Source organism: Alcanivorax sp., from assembly GCF_002726155.1.
Taxonomy (GTDB): domain Bacteria; phylum Pseudomonadota; class Gammaproteobacteria; order Pseudomonadales; family Alcanivoracaceae; genus Alcanivorax.
The window spans coordinates 1-22,082 of sequence record NZ_PBSH01000001.1 but is presented as its reverse complement, the minus strand read 5'-3'; the positions used below and the strand labels follow the sequence as shown (position 1 = coordinate 22,082).

Here is a 22,082-nt window from a genome sequence, read left to right as displayed (position 1 = left end):
GATGGTGCGCCAGGAAGGACTTGAACCTTCACACCTCTCGGCACCAGAACCTAAATCTGGCGTGTCTACCAATTCCACCACTGGCGCAGTGGGCGGCTATTCTAGCAGGCTATCGGCTAATTACCAGCCCCGCCAGCCGGTTAACCGCCCTGCAGAATACGGTAAAGCGCCTGCAGGTCCTGATCGATTTTGCTGACCCGGTTTTGCAGCGCACTCAACCGGGAATCATCCTGCTGTGACACTGGCTGCGCGACCGGTTGCACCGGTGGCCGCGTATTCGCCAGCGCACTCACTCGCGACGACAACGCCTTGACGCTGGCGCCCAACCCATCCAGACGCTTCTCCAGTGCCACGGTCGCCTCGCCGTTATCAGCGCTGTTCAATTTGGCCACCGCCACGGTGAGCCCACGAACCTTGGCACTCAACTGGCGCAGGTCATCGCGCACCGATGCTGCCACATCAGCGGATGCTCCGGCAGAGGCTCGCGGCGCCGTTGAGGAACGGGAAGGCTGTTCCGCCAGCTCCGCAGCCAGCTGATAGTACTGTTGCCGCACTTCGCTCAGTTCACGGTTGGCGGCTCGCTGGCCCAGCCACAGCGCCACCGCCAGGACCACCGCGACCATACCCAGCGCCAGGGACAACCAGAGCAGCCCGGAGCGCCCTCCTTCGGACATGTTGACCGGCCTCTGCCGGGGCGGGGAAATAAACGGAGTGGACTCGGTATCGGGCGATGGCGCCGGCGGCGCAACCGCCAACACATCCTGGTTCAAGCCCTGCAACCGGTTTGCCTTACTTTCCGATAACGGGCTATGCGGCATCTTGGCCATGGCAAAACGCTCTTTTTGATTATTGTTTATTCAGATTGAAGTCAGCAGCGGGCCCGCCTCTCCCCCCGGAGAATCCAGCCCACTGCCGGTTAGCCAATCAACGCCCTTCCAGTGAATCCAGACGGCTGTTGACCTGCAGGCGATAGGCATCAAACGCCGCCACCGCCGCTTCCACATCATCCACACGGGAATCCAGTGTCGAGATCTTGCTCTGGGCTTTTTCCACCTTGTCCAGACCGTTTTTCAGGTTGGCTTGCTGACGCTCAAGCTGCTTGATGCTGTCTACCAGCACTTCCACCCGGGTCTGCATTTGCCCGATCTGGCTCTGCCACTGATCGCTACTTTTGTTCACAGCCGCCACCGCACTTTCCACCTGCTTTTTCAGCGCAGCGGCATCAGTGCTGATGTTTTTTAATTTACCGTCCACACCGGCCTGCCCTTTTTTCACTTCTTTCACCGAAGACGACAGCGTGTTCAGTGCTTTTTTCTGTTCTGCAATGGCGGCTTTATTTCGCTTGTTGCTCAGATCCCACAACTTGCGAATTTCATCCTCATTGGCTTCCAGCTTCTTGCCGTGGGACTGAACCGTATCCAGCAGCTTGCCGGAGGACTGGTTGAGGCTTTCATCGGTCGCTGACAAACGGGATTGAAGATTGCCCATTTTTTCACTGGATTCCGTTAGCCGATTATCCAGCTGCGCCTGCAGGCCCGTCACCTGCTTATTGAACCAGACGCCCAGCACGGCAATCAGCACCACCAGTACCAGGCAGGCAGCCATCCAGCCACCATTGCCGCCACCGGATGACGCCGGTTTCTGCGGTTTCGGCGCCGGCTTGCCGCCACCCGGGGGCGCTTTTTTGCCATTACCACCCGGCGCCGCACGGGACGTGTTGGCTCGGGGTTCATCAACAGCAACCTCATTCAGGTCACCAAGATTGACTTCACGATCTCGCGTCATTCCAAAATCCTAATCCAGAGCCTCGGTTCATATGTTGCCAAGGTTCACACCAAAATACCGTTTACGGTCTCTACTTTTCGTTCAACCGATGTGCTGTCACCCGCCATATCACTTGTCCACTACGGCCTTGTCGAATAGCGGCTGCTCAGTGGCGAAATAAATCATTTCACCCAGTTCATGTTTGCCTTCTTCATTTTTTACCAAGGGCAAGAAAATCACCCACGGGCGAACGTTACGGTGGTCCACTTCTGCCCACACACCCACGATTTTTTCGTCATTATCGTTGGTGATTTCATGGAGCCGAAAAAGGGCCATCAGGTCCACATCCGGTTGCTCATTGCCAATGGCGCGCAACTTGCCAAACAAGGCCCGCGCCCATTCATCAGCCGGTGGCGCATCCTCTTTTTCGCCGGAATAGCCCACCGCTTGCACCGTTTCGCCAGACTGGATCAAGCCAAACGGATACATCCCCCCGGAACGCTGGATTGCCTGCAAGGCTTGGCGGATACCCGCTTCGGCCAAAGTATCCATGGCTTGCTGTTCTGGGCTTTTTGCTGCTTCGTCAGCGCGCTTTGCTTGCGCTGCTTTTGTGTCACTGGCCTGCTCGGCGGCCATGGCCGGGTTCGCCCACAGCCCGGCAAGTAACATCACCAATCCAATAAAACGCATACAACACCTTGTTATTGTCATCATTATCCCGGAATTTGACCGTCATCCGGCCAACAAGATCCCGAGCTTGTCGGACGCTACCAAACTTACCCTTCTGCCGCCATAAAGACACAAAAAAGGCCGCAAAAGCGGCCTTTTTCATTGCCCGAACGGTCCCAGCGATGGGCCGTCAAGCTTATGCAGCCCGGTTTAGACAGCAAAGTTGCTGGCTGCAAAATCCCAGTTGATCAGGTTCCAGATGGATTCCAGATACTTGGGACGAGCGTTGCGGTAGTCCACATAGTAGGCGTGCTCCCACACGTCCACGGTGAACAACGGGGCCTGGCCCTTGCCGTGAGCAATCGGGGTATCCGCATCGTCAGTGTTGACGATTTCCAGGCTGCCATCGCTGTTCTTCACCAGCCAGGTCCAGCCGGAACCGAAGTTACCGGTTGCCTTGGCGTTGAACTGGTTCTTGAACTCGTCGAAAGAACCGAAGGCCTTGTCGATGGCTGCGCCCAGATCACCACTGGGAGCGCCGCCGCCGTTGGGGCTCAGGCTGTTCCAGTAGAAGGTGTGGTTCCATACCTGGGCTGCCTGGTTGAACAGACCGCCGTCGGCGCTCTTGATGATTTCTTCCAGGGATTTGCCTTCGTTGTCGGTGCCGGCAACCATGTCGTTCAGCTTGGTCACGTAGGCGTTATGGTGCTTGCCGTGGTGGTACTCAAGCGTCTCGGCAGAAATATGCGGTTCCAGTGCATTTTTCTCGAACGGAAGCGGCGGTAATTCAAAAGCCATAATTTGTCCCCTGACATCATGTTGTCCCATTGCTCACTGCAACGGGCCGAAATTCCCCGCAGACAACCTGCCGGTGGCCTGCGGCCAAACGATAATAACAAGCTACCGGTCGTGATCTCTACTGCGAGCACTGGCTGGCAAGGCATTACCTTTCACAATCATAGACAAAACCTATCAAATGCCAGCGGCCCGTGACCGGCAGGTCCTTGTCAGATGGGGCGCAATGCCCTTGTTTCAAGTACAATGCGCCCCAATTTTTACGTTCCGCGGCGTTTCTTTTTCGTTTTGTGCGTTTCAAGAGCGCCTTCAACTGTTTGGCAGGAGAAAAGCATGTCTGATGATGCAGTCGTCATTGTAAACGGTGCCCGTACCGCCATGGGCGGTTTCCAGGGGTCCCTGTCCGCTGTCAGCGCCCCGGAACTGGGTGCCGCGTCCATTCGTGAAGCCGTCGCTCGCGCCGGCCTCAAAGCCGAGGACGTACAGGAAGTCATCATGGGCTGTGTACTGCCCGCCGGCCTGAAACAGGGCCCGGCCCGTCAGGCCATGCGTCTGGCCGGCCTGCCGGACAGCACCGGTGCCACCACCATTAACAAGCTGTGTGGCTCCGGCATGAAGGCCACCATGTTTGCCTACGATTCCATCAAGGCCGGCACCAACGACATCGTTGTGTCTGGCGGCATGGAGTCCATGACTAACGCGCCCTACATACTGGAGAAAGCCCGTGCCGGCATGCGCATGGGCCATGGTCAGGTAATGGATCACATGTTCCTTGATGGCCTGGAAGATGCGGAAACCGGCCGTCTGATGGGCTCCTTCGCCCAGGAAGTGGCCGACAAGCGCAACATCACCCGCGAAGACATGGACAACTACGCCATCGAATCCCTTAACCGTGCCAATGCCGCCGTCGACAACGGCTGGTTCAAGGACGAAATCGTACCGGTGACCGTGAAGACCCGTAAGGGCGAAACCGTGGTCGACACCGACGAGCAGCCGGGCAATGCCAAGATCGACAAGATCCCCACCCTGCGCCCGGCCTTTGCCAAAGACGGCACCGTCACCGCCGCCAATGCCAGCTCCATCTCCGATGGCGGCTCTGCACTGGTTCTGGCCCGCGAATCCGTTGCCAATGAGCGCGGCCTGCAGCCGCTGGCCCGCATCCTCGCCCACGCCACCAACAGCAAGCACCCCAGCGAATTCACCATCGCCCCCATCGGTGCCACCGAAGCGGTGATGAAGAAGGTCGGCTGGAGCGTGGACGATGTGGACCTGTTTGAGATCAACGAAGCCTTCGCCATGGTGGCGATGATGCCGATGATCGATCTGGGCATCCCACACGAAAAAGTGAACATCCACGGCGGCGCCTGTGCCTTGGGTCACCCGGTGGGCTCCACCGGCTCACGGATCATCCTGACCCTGATCCACGCGCTCAAGCGCACCGGCGGCAAACGCGGTGTGGCCAGCCTGTGTATCGGCGGCGGTGAAGCTACCGCAGTGGCCATCGAACTGGTGTGAGGCGCCTGACGCTGGACGCTTGATGCCAGACGAAACGGGGCCTAAAGGCCCCGTTTTTTGTTGGGGGCGCCCTCTGTATTCCACCTCTACCACCCCTCCGTAGGAGCGGCGCTTGAGCCGCGAACCGCGCTTGCGCGAAAATCGCCCGTAGGGCGATCAGGTATTCCAGCGTCTAGCAGATCTTTCTAAATGATCACGCTTCTCTGCCTTGCTTCCGCTCGGTTCGCGGCTCGAGCGCCGCTCCTACAGCGGCGTCGTAGAATGGCAAAGCCACACCTCAAACAGCCCACCCCGAAACATCCGCTTTCACTTTCAAATTCTGTTGCACTTTCCTGACCGGATTTGCCCTCAGTCGTATACGCAAAACCGGATTTCACCTGTACCCTGACCGGCTAGTCACCGTTTTGGGTTGGGCACAAGCCCGGGAGCACCATGTCAGCATTACCCGTTATTACCGCCATGGGCGGCATCAATGCGGCCGGCCGCAGTGCCCAGCATTTTGCGTTTCAGCGTCTGATTTTCGATGCACTGGACAGCACACAACAACGCGACACCCTGAGCGCCTTGTCCCGCCTTACCGACAATAACAGTGAGGCCGTACTGGCCCACACCCTGATTCGCGCCCTCCCCGACAGCCATCAGCTACACGGCGCCCTCGCCGGCACCAGCGATGCCCCCATTACCCTGGAAATGCGCAACATGGACCTGCCGGACAGCCTGCCTGCGGGCTGGCAGGTCACCGCCGTGGACAAGCGTCGCAGCCGCGTCACCCTGCCCCCAGGCTTGAGCCTGCGGGTGCCCCACGATACCCCGCGCCGGGTTAGCGCCGCCGGACAGCTACCGGATGGCTTCGATCCTGGTGCGCTGTATGCCTCCCGGAACCACCCCCGTGCCCTGCAAATGGCTATTTTCGGGATCAGTGATGCGCTGGGCGATCTGGGCATGGACTGGGCGCAGGTGGCCGATCGGGTACGCCCAGATCAAGTCGCCGTATACGCCAGCAATGCCATGTCGCAGATGGATGACAACGGCCTGGGCGGGGTGATGCGCTTCCCCCCCAACGGCCAACGCATCACCTCCAAGCAGGTGCCATTGGGTCTGGGGGAAATGACCGCGGACTTCCTTAATGCCTATGTGTTGCACTCCGTGGGCACCACCGGTGGCATGCTGGGCGCCTGTGCCACCTTCCTGTACAACCTGGAAAAAGGCGTCCACGCCATTCGCAGTGGCAGAGTGCGGGTCGCCATTATCGGCACCAGTGAGGCACCGCTGGTGCCAGAAATCATGGAAGGTTACCGGGCCATGGGCGCCCTGGCAGAAGACCAGGCATTGGCCGCACTGGACGGAGCGGCCCATGCCGACCTGCAGCGGGCCTGCCGCCCGTTCTCGGAGAACTGCGGTTTCACCATGGCCGAATCCGCCCAGTTTACCGTGCTGATGGACGATACCCTGGCGCTGGAGCTGGGCGCGGACATCCTCGGCGCGGTCCCCGATGTGTTCATCCATGCCGACGGCGGCAAAAAATCCATCTCCGCCCCCGGCGTGGGCAACTACCTGACCATGGGCAAGGCCGCCGCCCTGACCCGCCAGCTGATCGGCGAACAAGGGCTACGCCAGCACAGTTTTGTACACGCCCACGGCACCGGCACGCCGCAGAATCGCACCACCGAATCGGTAATCCTGGATCGTACCGCCAAGGCCTTTGGCATCGAGCACTGGCCCGTGGTTGCCATCAAGGCTTACCTGGGTCACTCCCTGGGCAGCGCCGGCGGCGATCAGTTGTCTGCCGCCCTGGGCAGCTTTGCCCATGGCTGGCTGCCAGGCATTCGCACCGTGGACCATATTGCCGACGACGTGCACCGCGACCACCTGAACTTTTGCCTGACCCATCAGCCCCGTGATGACCTGCAAGCAACGCTGATCAACTCCAAGGGCTTTGGCGGCAACAACGCCACCGCAGTGGCACTGTCCCACACGATGACGGAAAGCATGTTGACGCAACGGCATGGCCAGCAGGCCCTCGCTGGCTGGCAACAACGCCGCGAGGCAGTGCGTGAAGCAAAAGCGAATTTCCGTGAACACTGCCTGACGCACGCACCAGCACCAATCTACCGCTTCAATGAAGGCGTTATGGCGGATGAGCACGTCAGCCTCAGTCAGGACGCTGTGCAACTACAGGGAAGAGCGGCCATACAATTTGATGATGATGCGGGCCTGAAAGATTACCAGTTCAAACAGTAGCAGCAGGCTGGCGAAGATTGTTTGCTGCAATGCCCTCCCTGCGGCGTCATGCCGCTCGCTGACGCCAGCCTCTGCCGCTTGTAAAAACAAGCTCGGCATTTACTGAATGCCCACGCCAAAGGCCGGAGATGCCCAGCCCTGACGCGACGCCGGGGCCTCACCCGGCAACGCCTCTCCGCCATAAATAACGTTCTGCGCATCGCCGTATTGCAGCCAGGTTTCGGTGGGCGCCACCCCCACCCCCGGCTTGCTGTAGTCACACACGCCCTGCGGGAAAATCTCTGCGACCTGCGCTGCAAACCCTTCCGGGTCCAGCACGGTGGGGTAATCCGCCGGGTCCACGGGTTTCAACTGGCACTTGTTGGTGAGGGTTTCTATGCTGTCGCCGGCCACGGTGCGCGGGGTGCCAAAGCGTGTCTGTACCACGGTCTGCTGCAGGCCCACCAGGGGATCGGTAATCGGCGATAACAAATCTGCCACGGTGCCCAGCAGATCGCCCACCACGGGGATATCGGACACCACCGGCAATTCACTCAGATCCAGCCCACACACCTGCCCGGTCAGCGCATCCACCACCACCCCCGCCTCTGCCGGCGCCACCGGCAACAACGACAGGTCCAGCCCCGGCAGAATCGGGGTCGGGTATAGCAGGTTGCCACTGAGCGGCACGATCGGGCCTTCCGGGCCCACCAGCGAAGATACCGACAAACAACGGTCACGGGCGTAGACCGGTTTGTGCTCACGGACTTTTTCTTCAATGCTCAATGCCGAGGCGTCCGCTTCAATTTGCGACAGCCACAAATCCATCACCAGTAACGCCTCGGTGGTATAAACCGTATCGCCAAACAGGGGCGCCGGGCCGTACCAGATCACCTGGTTATCCGCGTGGCCCTGTGCTTTTTCCAGCCGCGCTCGCATCTGCCAGGAATGGTAGGCATCGTGGGCAATACCCGGATCCGGCCCACGCAAGTCAATGATCGGCACGCCAGACAGGTGCTCTGCGGAGTTGATGGCACCGGTGCGGTAGGCATTGTGCAGCGCCTGGCTATCAGCCACGGTGCGCTCCGGCTGGTAGTCGATATCCACATTCAAGCCACCAATTTCACGATTCACTTTCAGGAACTGGTCACCGGTGATAACACCGCTTTGCAGCGCCCGCAGACCATATTGAACTCCGACATTATCCAGCGGGATACCGCCGAAGCCCCGTGATAACAACTGCTCATTCGCTGTCCAGACCTCTGGCGAGCGCAGCCCAAACTGGGATTTCATGTAATCCAGCAAGCCACAACGCAATCCACCCGGAGCGTCCTGAGCGTCATAGACGGTCACCCCGTCTTCCAGACCCGGGCAGCTTTGCTGGTCAGGGTAGGCTGCCGGGAAAAAGGCCAGATCCGAGACCAGCGGATTCAACGGCAGATGGCCGTAGAACGCGGACCATTGCGCAGCGGGAATCACCCCGGAACTCAACAACCGGGTAACCACATCCTGAAAGCCTTGCGGGTCCGTGGGCAGCTGATTGCCGAAGTACTGGCTGAGCAGGTTGTAATCCGCGAACTGGGTGGCGGTGGTCCACACATCCGGGTAAGAGCACTGTACAATCAACCCCTGATAAATCCCCGGATAGGCATTGGCCACATGCTGCTGGGTGATTGAACCACCGGAACAGCCGGTACCGATGGTGTAACGAATTTCGCCGTACTGCTCGACAATGCGCTCCTTGCCCATCATCAGTGATTCCGCGGCGGTCACCAGGTTGGCGTTATGCCCCAGGTTGCCCTGGGCGGTGGAGAGGGTCATGAAACCGCGCCCCAGGGCCGTGGTAATGCTGTCACCCAGTAGCAACTCAGCCCCTTCCGGGGCCGTCCCCGCAATATCCCCCCGGGGTGCTTCGCCCATGCCATAGCTCACCCCGACGTTACCGCCGTGGTGAATCAGCAATTTGCCGTTCCACTGGGGCTGAGGGTTCAGCGCGGTCCAGGGTTGATCCGGTTGGTACAGCGTCATGATCAGGTAGCGATCCCGATTCTGCACCCCCTCTTCCGTACGCACGATAAAAGGCACCGCCACACCGGCATCCGTGGTGATCCGGGCAATCACATCCTCGGCTGGCGGATTGGCAGGATCGTAAGGTTGGAAAGCCCCGGGGATCCCCGGGTTCTCTGGATCAAAATTGGTCAGCAAATTTTGTAGCTTGTCGGCGGGCACATACTTGAAGCTGTACTCCGCTGGCTGGTTGCACTGGGCATCCACCGCCGCCGCATTGGTGCATTGCCAGGGCTGTATTTGCGGCCCGGAAATCACCGGCCCGCCATTAGGATGGTTAATAAGGGTCCGCTCCAGCACGCTGTCATCCGCCAGCACCACGGTCAGCCGGTTGCTGCCCAGCGCCAGGCCATTGATCAGGCCTTTCAGGGTACCGGCGTCAGTAGCCGTCAGTTGGTCGGTGACGGCCCTGTCCCCCAGTGTCACCACGGCGCCTTCAAGCTGGGCCGCATCGGGTGTGATCACCTCCACCAATGCATCACCGCCGCTGATCAGGTCTGCCCGATTCGAAAGCACCCGGATTTCACCTTCCCCGGCAATCTGCTCATCGGGCTCATTCGGGGTGGGCTCAGCAGGGGGGTTACTGGTCACTGGCACCGACGATGACCCGCCCCCGCCACAAGCAGTGAGCAAAAGGGTCAGGGTGACAGGCATGACAAACGCAGGCATTTTCATCGCAGGCTCCTCCCCGGGCAGCAACCGTTGGCGCGCCGGGATCAGCGTGGACCGCTGATTGTTCTTGGGAGTCTCTGAATAACCCCTTGCATGCTCAGTCTTTCAGGCTGGCTCGCAATCTAGGCGCGATTTTGAAGGTGTATGTCCATCCATCGAAAAAACGCAACAACGAGTGCGGGCCGGCCTGGAAGACCCGGAGGGCGCGGCCAGAAGGCCACATCTGCTGCGCTTTATCGCTAGGAAAGGGAGCCACCCTGTCCGTCGCGACACAACACAACAGCTGCACCCTTCTGGCCACGCTGAGTACGCAAGGGGTTATTCAGAGACTCCCTTGTTAAGATCCGCGCAATACGCACGGGTAGACCTTGATTGTCAGAGAGTTATCGGCGCCACACTGTTGTGGCACCGTAGTACCATAGTTACCGTGGAGCCGGCATTCTTTTCAGAATGTTGCACGTGTGTACCACTTAATAAGAAAGGAATGACAGAGCCGAATGGCGCTCTGCCGATTAGCTGATAAGGTAGCCCCATCAACTGCACAGGACTGCCTATGATCCGCCTGAAACTCGCCCTGCTGATGCTGCTTGCCCTGACCGCCAGCACCGCCCTCTGGCACCGCTACAAGCCGCTGCCTCCGGGGTTGAATACCCAAGGGGAAACCCATGCGGTGTACGGGCTCAAATTGCTGGTAGACGATACCTGGGAAAGCGACAACGGCGGCGAAACCACGCGGCTTAGCCGGCAACATATCTTCGACGAATTCTTCCGCTTAATTGGCCAGGCGGAAAAGCTCATCGTGGTCGACATGTTCCTCTTCAACGATTTTCAGGGCACCGCCACCGAGAGCGACCGGGCCTTGTCCAGCGAGCTCACCGACGCCTTGCTGGCCCGACGGGCCAGCCATCCAGCCATGCCAATCGTGGTGATCACCGACCCCATCAATACGCTTTATGGCGGGCTCCACAGCAAGCACCTTACGCGCCTGAAGAAAGCCAACATCACCGTCGTCACCACGCCTTTACCGGCACTGCGTGACTCCAACCCCAGCTGGTCCGGCCTGTGGCGGGTATGCTGTCAGTGGCTGGGCAACAACCCGGACAAGGGCTGGCTGCCCAATCCCATGGGGCCGGGACAGGTCCCCCTGCGCAGCTACCTGACACTGCTGAACTTCAAGGCCAATCACCGCAAGACCCTGGTGGTAGACGAAGGCGAACGCTGGACCGGCCTGGTCACCTCCGCCAATGCCCACGATGGCAGCAGTGCCCACAGCAATATCGGGTTACGCTTTCAAGGCAATGCGGTCAACGACCTGCTGGCCAGTGAGTTAGCCGTAGCAACGCTCACCGATACCTCACTGCCAAATTTGCCGGCCTTGCCAACACAACCGGCAGACCCGAGCGCCGATGCTCGCCTGCAACTGCTTACCGAAGGCGCGATTCGCGATGCGCTACTCGCCACCCTCAACCACAGCCAGGCCGGCGATCAGGTGGATGTGTCCGTGTTCTATCTGTCCCATCGCCCCCTGATGGAGGCATTGCTGGCAGCACAGCAACGGGGCGTGCAACTGCGCGTCCTGCTGGATCCCAACAAGGATGCCTTCGGTCGAGAGAAGAACGGGATTCCCAACCGTCAGGTGGGGCATGAATTACACAACGCCGGCATTCCGGTGCGCTGGTGCAATACCCAGGGTGAGCAATGCCACACCAAGATGCTGTTACGTCGCAGCGCCAACAGCGCCGAACTGATCCTCGGCTCCGCCAACTACACCCGGCGGAATCTGGACAACCTGAATCTGGAAAGTAGCGTGCGCCTGATCGCCGCCCCCGACCACGCCATCATGCAACAGGCCAGCGATACCTTCGAACGGCGCTGGGAAAACCGTTACGACGAAAAGCACAGCACCGACTATGCCGTGTATGCGGATGATTCGGTGTGGAAGTATTGGTTGTATCGGGGAATGGAATTCAGCGGCTGGAGTAGTTTTTGAGCGAGTTGAAAGTTCAAAGTTGAAAGTTCAAAAGCACGAAGCAGGGCTTGCGCGAAGCGATGGCCGCTATTGCCGCGCCGAAACGATAAAAAAATAGAATAACTCCTGCCAAGATCTTCACGACACGGCTCAGAAGCAGGTCAGGAGGCACCAGAACCTGCCCGCGCCTTTCAACTTTCAACTTTCAACGTTGAACTCACTTGCCGGTTGCGATGCCAATCCAATCCACTGACCGCGCCGTTAATCAGCCAGGCCGCTGCCACCAGGCCACCGGCCATGGGCCAGCCCCAGCTTTCTGGCAGCAACTCGGTGCCGGGAACGAACAACAGAAACAGCACGGTTTCCAGTAACGCCAACAATACCGGCGCCGCTAACCGGGCCGGGTAGTGCAGCGCTACACCCAACCAGCGCAAGCCCGCCGCGCCCATGGTGAGGCCCAGCCAAATAATAATAACGCCACCGATGACTACTGCCATTGCCGTCTCCCTGCCTGTTCAGTTCTGGCCGCCGTAGAGTGATTCTCGGCCGTGGCGCACGGCCATGCCCTCACGCACTTTTTTCGACAACCCTGCTACCACCAAAGCATAGGAATGGTCGATCATTCGCTGGAGTTCACCCTCGGGAATAGACCCGTCCAGTTTGATCGTATTCCAGTGCTTTTTGTTCATGTGGTAACCAGGCAACACCGCCGCAAAAATATCCCGCAGCGCCAATGCCTGATCCGGGTCACACTTCAGATTCATGCGCCCTTCACCACTTTCCTCGCCCAACGTGGCAAACATCTTGTCGCGCACTTTCATCACCGCCACATCCGGGCCAAAAGGGTAATCCTCCATCGCTTCGGGCTTGCCGAGAAGATATTGGCGAGCGATATCGACATCCATGTCCACCTCGTTTCAAATGCGGGTTCCATTGTCCGACCCGTAGTAAAGCGGCCATGTTTAGCATGGATGGGTCAGGTTCTTCGATTTTCGCTGTTAACTATTCACTGTTAACTATTAATTGCCTTCTCATATTTCCCGGGTTTCGCGGAAACGAATGTCCGGGTGGCGCTCCTGGGCCAGTTGCAGGTTTACCCGTGTCGGCGCCAGGTACGTCAGGTGCCCGGCACCGTCACGGGACAGGTTATCGTAGGCCTTGCGCTCAAAAGCAGACATGTCTTTGTCGCTATCCGCTTCCACCCAACGGGCCGTGGCCACGCTGACCGGTTCATAACGACAATCGACGCCGTATTCCCCTTTCAACCGTGCCGCCACCACATCGAACTGCAGGGTACCCACCGCACCCAGAATCACATCGTTGTTGCGCAGCGGGAAGAACACCTGAGTAGCGCCTTCTTCTGCCAGCTGGGTCAGGCCCTTGTGCAGCTGCTTGCTCTTGAGCGGATCGTTCAGGACAACGCGCTGGAACAGTTCCGGGGCGAAGTGCGGAATGCCGGTAAAGGCCAGCTCTTCGCCTTCGGTGAAAGTGTCACCGATCTGGATGGTGCCGTGGTTATGCAGGCCGATAATGTCGCCTGAGAACGCCTCTTCCACATTGTCACGCTCGCCCGCCAGGAAGGTCAGCGCATCGGGAATACGCACGTCCTTACCGGTGCGCACCTGCTTGAGCTTGATGCCCTTCTGATACTTGCCTGAGCAAATGCGCATAAAGGCAATACGGTCACGGTGACGGGGGTCCATGTTCGCCTGAATCTTGAAAACGAAACCGGTCATTTTGCCTTCGTCAGCCTGCACCGTACGAGCGGTGGCATCACGGGGCTGGGGCGGTGGCGCCCACTGCACCAGGCCATCGAGCATATGGTCAACGCCGAAGTTGCCCAGTGCGGTGCCGAAGAAAACCGGAGTCAGTTTACCGGCCAGGAAACGCTCCAGATCAAACTCGTGGCTGGCGCCCTGCACCAGCTCCAGAGTGTCGCGCAGCTCTTCGGCGTAGTCGGCACCCACGGCCTCATCCAGCTCAGGATTATTGAGCCCTTTGACCTCGCGCACATCCTGCACGGTGTGGCCCTGGCCCGTCTTGTACAGCACGGTGGTGTCAGTGAGCAGGTTGTAGACACCCTTGAAGCTCTTGCCCATACCAATGGGCCAGGTGATCGGCGCACACTCGATATTGAGCACGTCCTCGATTTCATCCAGCACATCGATGCCGTCGCGCACATCCCGGTCCAGCTTGTTGATGAAGGTGAGAATCGGGGTATCACGCAGCCGACACACTTCCATCAGCTTGACTGTCCGCTGCTCTACACCCTTGGCGGCATCGATCACCATCAACGCCGAGTCCACCGCGGTCAGGGTGCGGTAGGTATCTTCAGAGAAGTCCGCGTGGCCCGGGGTGTCCAGCAGGTTGACGGTGGCATCCTTGTAGGGGAATTGCATCACCGAGGTGGTCACGGAAATGCCCCGCTCCTTCTCCATCTCCATCCAGTCGGAGGTGGCGTGCTTNCCGGACTTCTTGCCTTTCACGGTNCCTGCGCTCTGNATCAGGTTTCCGTACAGCAACAGCTTCTCGGTAATGGTGGTTTTACCGGCGTCCGGGTGCGAAATAATCGCGAAGGTGCGGCGCTTGGCCACCTGGTCTTGCAGGCTCATGGGGCTCTATCTCTGACTGGGTATTTCGAGGGCGCGAGTATAACAGCCTTCGCGGCCTCATTTCCCGTCAGACCAGACCCGATCCTTTCAGTTGCCGCTGGCGCATCAGCAAGTACAGGGCGAAGCCTACTGCCACCCCGGGCACCACACCCAGAACCAGAGCCAGCCAGCCGCCGCGCACCTGGTAACGCTGGCGCTCAAACAGCACCCAGATAGCCAGAATCACCCAGCACAGAATGACATCGGTGGAATAGCCTGCGGCATAGGGATTGACGAAACCGCCAGCAGCAGCGGCCAGCACGTCCGGGTTAGCCATCAGCGGCGGAATCACCAGCACCGCAAAGGCTCCACAGAAGATCAGCGCCACCATGATCAGCAAACGGCGAAACAGGCTTTCAGACATGAACAATCCCTCCTTGGTGAGTTTTCCTGTTACTCCTATCGTTGGCATTCATGGGCCTTCTGTCCAGCTTTTACATGGGCAACCCAGTGGCCATTGGGTCAACGGCTAAAGCGATGCTAGAGTGAGCCTTCCTCTTTTCAATCAGGACACAGCCATGTCTGCCACTGTTCGTTGCCTTCACATTGTGACAGCCCTGCTCGCCCTTACCCTGTTGAGCGCCTGCAGCCGCAGCCCCGATGCCGGCGATGCCCAGAAAGCCCTGGAAGCGGAAATGCGTAATGCCCATCTGGACGAACTGCTGGAAGTCACCGATGTGGAAAAGCACAACGGCTATGAAGACGGTGATGGTCGCTACACCGTGGAAGTCAGCTACAGCCTGAAAGCACGGGAAGATCTGCAGGGGTACACCAATAAAGTGAAAGGCAACGACGAACTCTCAGGACTGGACCGGTTCGCCATGATCATGGCACTGAGCGCGTTGCGAGTGGAACACGGCAATTTCAAGAAAGGTGATACCTTCCAGCGCCAGCAGGTAATCCATTTCCGGGATACGGAAAAGGGCTGGATGCCGTTGGAATAGGAAGCCGCTGCAGGCTGCACGCTACATGCGGCAACGCGGTTTGCGGATGGTGCCACCTGGCAACCGCCCTACCCGCGAAATCAAAGATGGGTTTTACTGTAGGAGTTCCCTTCTAGGGGACGAACAGAGCGAAGCGACAGGAGTTCGAGTCTACCCGCAATATCTTTTGCAACCCATCCCTCCTGACCGCCCCAGGCCGCTGGCCTCGCTGCGCTCGGTTCGCACCCTAAACGGTGCTCCTACAGCGGCTTCGTAGAAAGACCGATGCTTGGGGGATTTTCCGCGTCTCTCTATCTGTCCTATCTGTTTTCTCGCAACTCGTAGCTATTTATGCCCCGAGGCCAGCAGGCACTGCATCAGTACCGCATCTTCGTGGCCATCACCCCGGCGGTAATAGTTTTTACGGATGCCGGATACCGTGAAACCCAGTGACTCATACAGCACCCGGGCGCTGTGGTTGCTTTCCCGCACTTCCAGGTAGATCACACTCATGGCATCGCGCCGGGCCGCGTCTATGGCCTGTTCCAGTAATCCACGGGCCAGCCCCTGACGCTGCCTGGCAGGGGCCACGGCGATATTGAGCACATGGGTTTCATCAAGAATCCGCGACATAATCAGAAACGCCGCCGGCTGCCCCTCAACCTCCACGACCTGACACAGATAGTGGGCGTTGCCGAGGCAATCGAGAAAATGATTACGGCTCCAGGGAGTCAATTGCGCGGCCGTTTCAATGGCCAGCACCGCCTCCAGGTCTGCCTCCTGCATGGCCCGAACCGGGCCGGCGACATCAAACGCCATCGTAACCATGAGCCTGCATGGCTTGCCAGCTGGCTTTCTTGTGCTGCACCGGGTCTGCCAGCATTTCTGCCAGGCTGCTGATCACCAGTGCCGGCAAGCGGCCCAACTCGAAAGGCTGATAACGGGGTTGTTCAAACAGGGCCTGCGCCACGGTTTCCGGCAGGCATAACAGTACCCGCTCGCCGCCGCTCTGCTCGCTGAGCCCGGCCACAAAGGCCGACAACGCCTGGGCGGCTTCGTCCGCCGGCATGGGCTGCTCGGTGAGAGGACAGAAGAAACGACGCGGGCGTTGCGGACGCCCCTGAAACAGGGCGAGCAAGTTGGCCATCAACGGGGCTTCGAAACGCCCCAGCCCGGGTGCCTGGCTGTCTTCCTGGGCGCACAGCAGCCAGGTGGTGCCGCCCAAGTGGGCTTCCAGCGTAAATGTGAGCCCTTTCACTTTCGCCTTGGCTGGTGCAGGGGCCTCGCCCTTAGCCTGCTCTTGAGCAGGTGTCACGGAACGGGCCGATGGCGCTTTCGCCAATGCGTCAGCTGCCGATGCCTCAGGCGCATGCTCGGTACCCGCATGAGCCGGGCTGGATTCAGCGGCGGCCAAGGGAGCATCGACAGGAGCACTTTCAGGCTCCCGGGACGGCATCGCCACATCAACAACAGGCCCTGCCGATGCAGGAGCATTAGCCTGCTCTTCCTCCGGCCAGTCCAATGCCGGTGACGGCGCCGCCCCGGGCAAAGCCACACGGGCCACCCAGGGCGTCAGCCCCATGGCTTTCAGGTAACTCTGGCGCTGCGCTTCGTTCATGAGGCGCTCCGCGCCGGCTGGCACGCAAACACGCCCGCACACTCACACGCCATGTCTGCGTGTTGCGTGCCAGCGTGATGCATATGTGCGTTCTTCATACGCCCTCTACCGCCTGGGGGTGGGCTTTTTCCACCCCGGCTGCAAAGTGGTTAAGGGCGTTCAGGTAGGCCTTGGCCGAGGCGGTAATGATATCCACATCCGCACCGTGGCCGTTCACAATACGGCCGCCCTTCTCCAGGCGCACGGTCACTTCTCCCTGGCTGTCGGTGCCTGCGGTAATCGCGTTAACCGAATACAGTTGCAGGGTGCTATGGCTATCGGCCAGTTGCTCAATGGCCTTGAAGGCGGCATCGACTGGACCAGCCCCCGTGGCGGTAGCGTCTTGTTCCGTACCATCAATGGACATCACAATTCGGGCCTGCGGGGTTTCGCCCGTGCGCGCGCTGGCTTCCAGCAGCACCAGCTTGAAGCGCTCCTGTTCCACCGCTCGCTTGGTGTCGCTCACCAGCGCCTGCAGATCCTCGTCGAACACTTCATGCTTCTTGTCCGCCAGGTCCTTGAAGCGCAAAAAGGCCTCGTTCATAGCTGCTTCCGACGCAAACACGATGCCCAGCTCATCCAGACGAGCCCGGAAAGCGGCACGGCCGGAGTGCTTGCCCAGCACCATGCGGTTGGTGTGCCAACCCACATCTTCGGCGGACATGATCTCGTATGTTTCGCGATGCTTGAGCACGCCGTCCTGATGAATGCCGGATTCATGGGCGAAAGCGTTGGCACCGACAATGGCCTTGTTCGGCTGCACCGGAAAGCCGGTAATCTGCGACACCATTTTCGAGGTGGGCACGATTTCCCGGGCGTTAATGCCGGTGTCCACCTGAAACAGGTCCTGGCGGGTTTTGACCGCCATGACGATTTCTTCCAGCGAGGCATTACCGGCCCGCTCGCCCAGCCCGTTGATGGTACATTCCACCTGCCGCGCGCCGGCCTGCACCGCCGCCAGGGAGTTGGCCACAGCCAAGCCGAGATCGTTGTGGCAATGCACCGAAAAGACCGCCTTGTCCGCATTGGGAATACGCGTGAGCAGCTGGCCGATGGTGTCGCCGAATTGCTCGGGAATGGCATAGCCCACGGTATCGGGAATATTGATGGTACGCGCACCGGCGTCAATCACCGCTTCGATAATGCGGCACAGAAAATCGGTTTCGGAACGGCCCGCGTCTTCACAGGAAAACTCCACGTCGCCCATATGATTGCGCGCATGCTTGACCGCTGCCACCGCGTGTTCGATGACCTGATCCGGTTCAAGGCGCAGCTTGTGCTGCATGTGAATCGGGCTGGTGGCGATAAAAGTATGAATACGCCCGGACTCAGCACCGGCCAACGCTTCCGCCGCCCGGTCGATATCCGCCGCCTTGGCACGGGCCAGTGAGCAAATGGTGGATTCGCGCACGGTATCCGCGATGGCTTTCACGGACCGGAAATCGCCCTGGCTGGCAATCGCAAACCCGGCTTCAATCACGTCCACCTGCATGCGTTCCAACGCCCGGGCGATACGCAGTTTCTCATCCTGGTCCATGGTGGCACCGGGGCTCTGCTCACCGTCGCGCAGGGTGGTATCAAAAATAATCAGGCGGTCTTTGCTCATCGGATATCTCGCAAATTGTCGGGGCCACTGGCTCGCCTCTTTCGCTACCAAAATCGCTACAGGAGTCGATACAGGACACGCTTGCGCGTTCCTGCGTCACCAGTTCAGCTTTGCGAACAGTTTACACCAGTCGCAAGGTGCGCAGCACGGCCTCACGCAGCGCTTCGCCCGCTTCCCGCCCTTCAATGCCCTCCGCCAGGCGCAGTTTCTTGTCGTCCACCTTGGCATACAGGGTCATGTACTCGGTTTTACGGCCATTACTGGTGCTGCTCATACCACTTTCCAGCACCAACTGGTCGGCGTTCAACAGCCGCCCCTCACGGCGAAACAGCGGAATTCCCAGCCAGCGACGCAGGTTACGCACTTCGCCACCGCGTACCCAGGCATCCAGCCGCCGCGCCAGGGTATACAGGGTCGAGAAAACAATCAGGTAACCGATCAAACCGAAAATGCTACCCATGACATAGAGCATAAAGCCCTCTTCGGCCGCGAGCACAAACAGGAAGGTGCCCACTCCAGCAAAAATGCTGCCGAACACCAGCAACCCCAGCTTCATGCCCAGGTTGCGCCCGGCCCGACTGATCAGATGCAAGCCTTCCCCGGTCTGCACCACTTCGATTTGTTGATTGGCCGATTCCAGAGCATCCAGCGCACGCTCGCGACGATCTGCAGTGCGATGGGATTCTGGCAGGGTAAAGCAGCTGGTACCGGTTCCAGGCTGCACGGGAATGTCCCAGCTGCGTTTCAGCTCACGCCCCTCCACCTGGCCTTCCAGCTCCACCCGCCAGCAAATATAGTTGCGGCCGCTACCGCTGCTGGGCAATTGCTCTGCCGGCACATCGAAGCAAAAGAGGATATCCGTGCCCGTTTGCGCCGGCTGACAATACGCACGCTGCTCCGATTGCCAGAGCACACTCTCCACGGTTTTGCGGTCTTTACCGCTGCCACTTTCACGGCCACGAATACAGGTCAACCACACCTCCAGATCCGCCTCGCGGGGCAGCGACCGGCCCAGGTGAATCTGACCGCCAACCTGGCCACCGGCGTGACCAGGCTCCGGGTGCAGCACCAGCGGCGTGGGGCCAAAAAACTGGTACGCCCGGCGCATCTTCCAGCCGCCCAGAGCAACACCCAGCCCCACGGCCGGGAACAGCAATACCAGCAGGATGGCATAATCCCCCCGGCCGACCCGCTCCCACACGTCCATATAGGCCGGCGACGGCAGCAGCACAAAAATGGCACCAAATCCGATCATGAACCAATGCCCGGATTTCTGCTGGCTGGTGTAGCTCCCCGTTTCCGACACCGCAGACTTTTCCTTGCTGCCACGGGAAAACAGCACCATCAACCCGCCACCCACCAACGCAAACACGCCACCAAACGCAAAGCCAAACACCAGGGAGCCCCAGCGCAATGTGCGATCCAGATACGCCTGACCGGGGTTATCCGGGTTTACCCAGGCGCTCACCGTGCGATTTTGCTGGCGCGCGGCGTTCAGGCGGCTGCCAAGTCGTTGCCAGTAATCATCAAAATTATCACTGCCGCCATACTGACTCACCACGTCGCTGGTGAAGGTTTTCCCGCGATAGGTATATCGATAGCGTGCATCCACGCTGTAGGTAGTCGATCCATCGGAACGATGGCTGTTCAGGGTGCTGCTCAGCACCGTGGCAGGTACCCGGTCCCAGCTACCCGACTGCCAGTAATGAAATAACGGCTTGATGGCCACAAACACCATAACCGCCAAGCCGGCGATCAGAAAAACACCGGCGAAACCGTACATCAGGCAACCGCTCTTGCCGTCCTTGTTATTGTTTTGCGCGCCATCGGCGCTGGCCGTATTCGACAATTCTGATTCCCCCGTACAACACCGCGCCCGACAGAGCGCCATAAAAATGGGCGTTGACATACACCCGCCCGTCAATCCAGCTGCGCAGATAATCCACGTCGTAACCGGCTTGCTGCTCCATGACGATCCGCCCGGCAATCACCAGCAGAACCAGTGAATGCAGCCAGGGATTCCCCCGCCAACCCAGCAGCAAGCACAGCACCAACAGCCCGTGAAGAATACCGGACAGCCCCACATAATGTTGCAGTTGCGGGTCCAGTATCAGTAGCGCCACACCGGTGGTGACACCACAAAACCCTAGCCATGCCCAAAACCGGGTGCGGTCCAGCAGGTCTTCAAAAAAATACCCGCACAGCAACAAGCCAGTCAGATTCAGCAGCATATGCCAGTGATTCAGATGCACCAGATGACAGGTAAAAATCCGCCACCACTGCCCCTGCTCGATCGCCCCCCGATCAAACCCCAACCAGGGGTTCACCCAGGCATGCGCCAGTCCCAGCACCACCATCATGGCCAGCACCAGGGCGAAGTGCGGGCGGAGTTTTCTGTCTCTGGGTTGCATGCGGCTGCCTGTCAGGGATGAAAGGAGATTATGGGAAGGGTGAGTTGAAAGTTCAAAGTGTAAAGTTCAAACGCGGTTAGAACTCGTGCCAATCGGCAAGCGCTTGAGCCGCGACGAGAGCGCCTTGGTATGGCGCTGCTTTGGCACAGGAATCGCGGCGGCCATCGGTTTGCGGGTGGCACTTCCCGACCCCGCGCTTCAACTTTACACTTTGAACTTTCAACTCGCTTCTGCCCAAAAAAAGAAAACCCCGCACAAGGCGGGGTTTTCTTTAAGGCTTTCAATGGTCGAATGACCGGCTGATTTACATCATGCCGCCCATGCCGCCCATACCACCCATGCCGCCCATATCCGGGGCACCACCAGCGGCATTTTCTTCCGGCTTGTCCGCCACCATGGCTTCGGTGGTGATCATCAGGCCGGCGATGGAGGCCGCTGCCTGCAGCGCGGAACGGGTCACTTTGGCCGGGTCCAGAATACCCATTTCCAGCATGTCGCCGTACTCGCCAGTGGCCGCGTTGTAGCCGTAGTTGCCTTTGCCATTGCGCACTTCCTGCACGATCACAGACGCTTCTGCACCGGCGTTGTAGGCGATCTGGCGCAGGGGCATTTCCAGCGCACGGAAGGTCAGCGCGATACCGGCGTTCTGCTCGTCGTTGTCACCCTTGATGGTGCCAACGTTAGCCAGAGCGCGCACCAGGGCAACACCGCCGCCCGGTACCACACCTTCTTCTACCGCAGCACGGGTGGCATGCAGGGCATCGTCCACACGGGCTTTCTTCTCTTTCATTTCAATTTCGGTGGCAGCACCGATCTTGATGACTGCAACACCGCCGGCCAGCTTGGCCACGCGCTCTTGCAGTTTTTCCTTGTCGTAATCAGAGGAAGAGTTTTCGATTTCCTTGCGGATCTGCTCCACACGGGCGTCGATATCTGCCTGCTGGCCAGCGCCATCAACAATGGTGGTGTTGTCCTTGTCGATGTTCACTTTTTTGGCGGTACCCAGATCTTCCAGGGACGCGTTTTCCAGGCTCAGGCCCACTTCTTCGCTGATCACGGTACCACCGGTGAGGATGGCGATGTCCTGCAGCATGGCCTTGCGACGGTCACCGAAGCCCGGCGCTTTCACGGCGGCGCACTTGATGATGCCGCGCATGTTGTTC

19 protein-coding genes and 1 tRNA gene are annotated in these 22,082 nt (G+C 59.4%); 4 read left to right on the top strand and 16 right to left on the bottom strand.

What is annotated here, in order from left to right; translation table 11 throughout:
• Positions 1 to 2 precede the first annotated feature (2 nt).
• From CL546_RS00100 to CL546_RS00080, 5 genes are all read right to left on the bottom strand, one after another.
• Positions 3 to 87 (bottom strand) — tRNA-Leu (locus CL546_RS00100).
• Positions 88 to 140: 53 nt separating this feature from the next.
• Entirely contained in the window at positions 141 to 827 is a 687-nt protein-coding gene (locus CL546_RS00095) for a hypothetical protein (protein ID WP_290492268.1), read from the bottom strand.
• Between the two features lie 97 nt (positions 828 to 924).
• Positions 925 to 1,785 carry a hypothetical protein gene (locus CL546_RS00090; protein ID WP_290492267.1) on the bottom strand — a complete coding sequence of 287 codons (861 nt, stop codon included), beginning with the start codon at positions 1,783 to 1,785 and terminating at the stop codon, positions 925 to 927.
• A gap of 108 nt (positions 1,786 to 1,893) precedes the next feature.
• Positions 1,894 to 2,454 carry a hypothetical protein gene (locus tag CL546_RS00085; protein WP_290492266.1) on the bottom strand — a complete coding sequence of 187 codons (561 nt, stop codon included), beginning with the start codon at positions 2,452 to 2,454 and terminating at the stop codon, positions 1,894 to 1,896.
• 189 nt (positions 2,455 to 2,643) lie between these two features.
• The gene (locus CL546_RS00080; protein WP_290492265.1) at positions 2,644 to 3,231 is read right to left on the bottom strand and encodes a superoxide dismutase; all 588 of its coding nucleotides are present in this window, start codon (positions 3,229 to 3,231) and stop codon (positions 2,644 to 2,646) included.
• A 330-nt stretch (positions 3,232 to 3,561) separates the two neighbouring features.
• Here CL546_RS00080 and CL546_RS00075 point away from each other — a divergent pair, with 330 nt between their 5' ends.
• A complete protein-coding gene (locus CL546_RS00075; protein WP_290492264.1) occupies positions 3,562 to 4,743 on the top strand; it encodes an acetyl-CoA C-acyltransferase in 1,182 nt (393 codons plus the stop codon).
• A gap of 432 nt (positions 4,744 to 5,175) precedes the next feature.
• Positions 5,176 to 6,984, top strand: a complete 1,809-nt coding sequence (locus CL546_RS00070) for a beta-ketoacyl synthase (RefSeq protein WP_290492263.1) — start codon at positions 5,176 to 5,178, stop codon at positions 6,982 to 6,984.
• A gap of 99 nt (positions 6,985 to 7,083) precedes the next feature.
• Here the strand turns inward: CL546_RS00070 and CL546_RS00065 are convergent, their stop codons facing one another.
• Positions 7,084 to 9,705: a DUF6351 family protein gene (locus tag CL546_RS00065; protein ID WP_290492262.1), complete on the bottom strand. Its 2,622-nt coding sequence runs from the start codon at positions 9,703 to 9,705 to the stop codon at positions 7,084 to 7,086.
• A gap of 550 nt (positions 9,706 to 10,255) precedes the next feature.
• On the opposite strand from CL546_RS00065, the gene CL546_RS00060 reads away from it, so the two are divergent.
• Positions 10,256 to 11,692: a phospholipase D family protein gene (locus CL546_RS00060; RefSeq protein WP_290492261.1), complete on the top strand. Its 1,437-nt coding sequence runs from the start codon at positions 10,256 to 10,258 to the stop codon at positions 11,690 to 11,692.
• 170 nt (positions 11,693 to 11,862) lie between these two features.
• Here the strand turns inward: CL546_RS00060 and CL546_RS00055 are convergent, their stop codons facing one another.
• The 4 genes from CL546_RS00055 to CL546_RS00040 form a co-directional block, all read right to left on the bottom strand.
• Positions 11,863 to 12,168 carry a hypothetical protein gene (locus CL546_RS00055; RefSeq protein WP_290492260.1) on the bottom strand — a complete coding sequence of 102 codons (306 nt, stop codon included), beginning with the start codon at positions 12,166 to 12,168 and terminating at the stop codon, positions 11,863 to 11,865.
• A gap of 18 nt (positions 12,169 to 12,186) precedes the next feature.
• Positions 12,187 to 12,576: an MmcQ/YjbR family DNA-binding protein gene (locus tag CL546_RS00050; RefSeq protein WP_290492259.1), complete on the bottom strand. Its 390-nt coding sequence runs from the start codon at positions 12,574 to 12,576 to the stop codon at positions 12,187 to 12,189.
• 126 nt (positions 12,577 to 12,702) lie between these two features.
• Complete coding sequence (gene prfC, locus CL546_RS00045; RefSeq protein ID WP_290492258.1) at positions 12,703 to 14,283, bottom strand: peptide chain release factor 3; 1,581 nt, start codon at positions 14,281 to 14,283, stop codon at positions 12,703 to 12,705.
• A 67-nt stretch (positions 14,284 to 14,350) separates the two neighbouring features.
• The gene (locus tag CL546_RS00040; protein ID WP_290492257.1) at positions 14,351 to 14,686 is read right to left on the bottom strand and encodes a DUF2834 domain-containing protein; all 336 of its coding nucleotides are present in this window, start codon (positions 14,684 to 14,686) and stop codon (positions 14,351 to 14,353) included.
• 154 nt (positions 14,687 to 14,840) lie between these two features.
• On the opposite strand from CL546_RS00040, the gene CL546_RS00035 reads away from it, so the two are divergent.
• The gene (locus tag CL546_RS00035) at positions 14,841 to 15,266 is read left to right on the top strand and encodes a hypothetical protein (protein ID WP_290492256.1); all 426 of its coding nucleotides are present in this window, start codon (positions 14,841 to 14,843) and stop codon (positions 15,264 to 15,266) included.
• A gap of 324 nt (positions 15,267 to 15,590) precedes the next feature.
• Here the strand turns inward: CL546_RS00035 and rimI are convergent, their stop codons facing one another.
• From rimI to groEL, 6 genes are all read right to left on the bottom strand, one after another.
• Positions 15,591 to 16,064, bottom strand: coding sequence for a ribosomal protein S18-alanine N-acetyltransferase (gene rimI / locus CL546_RS00030; RefSeq protein ID WP_290492255.1), 474 nt, complete (start codon positions 16,062 to 16,064; stop codon positions 15,591 to 15,593).
• The gene (locus CL546_RS00025) at positions 16,054 to 16,863 is read right to left on the bottom strand and encodes a hypothetical protein (RefSeq protein WP_290492254.1); all 810 of its coding nucleotides are present in this window, start codon (positions 16,861 to 16,863) and stop codon (positions 16,054 to 16,056) included. The genes rimI and CL546_RS00025 overlap by 11 nt, the downstream gene beginning before the upstream one ends.
• Before the next feature lie 94 nt (positions 16,864 to 16,957).
• Positions 16,958 to 18,508, bottom strand: coding sequence for a 2-isopropylmalate synthase (locus CL546_RS00020; protein ID WP_290492253.1), 1,551 nt, complete (start codon positions 18,506 to 18,508; stop codon positions 16,958 to 16,960).
• Between the two features lie 121 nt (positions 18,509 to 18,629).
• Positions 18,630 to 20,357 carry a DUF3592 domain-containing protein gene (locus tag CL546_RS00015; RefSeq protein WP_290492252.1) on the bottom strand — a complete coding sequence of 576 codons (1,728 nt, stop codon included), beginning with the start codon at positions 20,355 to 20,357 and terminating at the stop codon, positions 18,630 to 18,632.
• Positions 20,317 to 20,919, bottom strand: a complete 603-nt coding sequence (rrtA, locus tag CL546_RS00010; RefSeq protein ID WP_290492251.1) for a rhombosortase — start codon at positions 20,917 to 20,919, stop codon at positions 20,317 to 20,319. The genes CL546_RS00015 and rrtA overlap by 41 nt, the downstream gene beginning before the upstream one ends.
• A 304-nt stretch (positions 20,920 to 21,223) precedes the next feature.
• Positions 21,224 to 22,082, bottom strand: an 859-nt coding sequence (gene groEL / locus CL546_RS00005) for a chaperonin GroEL (RefSeq protein WP_290492250.1), incomplete at its 5' end; no start/stop codon positions are given.